The sequence below is a fragment of the Mesorhizobium sp. IMUNJ 23033 genome, from assembly GCF_044778005.1.
Taxonomy (GTDB): Bacteria; Pseudomonadota; Alphaproteobacteria; order Rhizobiales; family Rhizobiaceae; genus Mesorhizobium; species Mesorhizobium amorphae_A.
Window position 1 is genome coordinate 1 of the sequence record NZ_JBJACT010000086.1, and the last position, 1160, is coordinate 1160.

Below are 1160 nucleotides of genomic sequence, written 5' to 3' on the forward strand. Positions count from 1 at the left end.
CTTGTGGCGGTGTTTGGCGCGATCTTTCTCGGGGAGCGGCTCTCCGGATCGAACTGGCTTGGCGTCGCCCTTATCGCGGCGGGGGCGGTGCCGGTCGCCTATCGGGGGTAGCGGGCCGCAGCCGCCCAAGCGGCGAAGTGAGTGCCAACTGAAGTCTGCGCGAACGGTGCCAGCGCGAACGACTCTGGAAGCGCGTCCAGGCGCATGCTTCGCTGCAGGATGTCCGGGAGGAAAGTTGTCAGGGCGACCGTTTCTTGGAGTATGCGGCGACAGCGCAGAGGAAAGCCAATGCGGCCGCATCGCACGCTGCCCGAGACGGGCCTTTGGCGAAAAGAACGGCATCTGCAACCGGGATCGTTAGGCCATGTTTTGTAGCAAAAGAGGTAAGTTCGTAAGGCTGATCGTTAGCTTCATTACGGATACCAAATTCATAGTCCATCGATCATTTCCTCCCGTATTTCGACCTTCTCTCTGGGCCTTGTCGTGACGATTAAACTGCGCCTGCGTTGCGCAAGTCCACCAATCGGCAATTGCGTAAAATCGATACACTTCACGAAGACCGGCGAGATGGTTGCAGGCATATTTTCCTACGCCGCCCAGTAGCCAATATAGATGGAGCCGTGTCATCCGTTCGATGCAGGAAGCACTTCACGGGCTCGTGCTAGTCTGATGCTTGGCGCGACCTACCCATCGCGCCGGTGAGCGTCGGTTGAAAGGAAGTCCCCAAAAGCTGCCAGTCTACCGGCGCTCATTTCTACAAGCGCTAGCGCGGGCGGTGTCAAGAACGGCGATGAGATCGTTGGGCAGTAAGACGCTCGAGCGTTTCAATTATTGCCTTGGCAAGGGCTTCACCTTCATGGATCGGCTCGGGACCAGGAGCAGGACGGCTTCCTCGCTCGGCAACACGCCAGCCGGGCAGCTCTGTTCAATAGCCGCGCGAACTAATCTAAGGGCGGCCCAGGCGTTTCGAAAGTTGGCTTCCAGAGCATCCCCTCCGCGAAGCTTCTGCGCGGCCACTCCCAACGCGATTCGGCTATTGCCATACTTCGCGATGAGTTCACGCGCTTGCTCGATCGTTACGCGGTTCTCTGCCGCGAAACGCCGGATCTCATGGTCGTGAGACCGAGTGTCCTCATTGGTCTTATGGTCGGCCATTTTTT

General features: G+C 58.4%; 1 protein-coding gene and 2 pseudogenes. 1 reads left to right on the plus strand and 2 read right to left on the minus strand.

Going from position 1 to position 1160, the window contains the following annotated elements; all coding sequences use genetic code 11:
* Positions 1-111: pseudogene (locus ACFX5Q_RS34765) on the plus strand (transporter); the annotation flags it as partial.
* Positions 112-238: 127 nt separating this feature from the next.
* On the opposite strand, the gene ACFX5Q_RS34770 reads toward ACFX5Q_RS34765, so the two are convergent.
* Together ACFX5Q_RS34770 and ACFX5Q_RS34775 are read right to left on the minus strand one after the other, a co-directional pair.
* A complete protein-coding gene (locus ACFX5Q_RS34770) occupies positions 239-439 on the minus strand; it encodes a hypothetical protein (protein ID WP_120017407.1) in 201 nt (66 codons plus the stop codon).
* A 389-nt stretch (positions 440-828) separates the two neighbouring features.
* Positions 829-1160: pseudogene (locus ACFX5Q_RS34775) on the minus strand (hypothetical protein); the annotation flags it as partial.

Excerpts from the sequence above, each read along its gene's own strand:
- ACFX5Q_RS34770 (WP_120017407.1), bottom strand. The coding sequence starts at position 439 with ATGGACTATGAATTTGGTATCCGTAATGAAGCTAACGATCAGCCTTAC.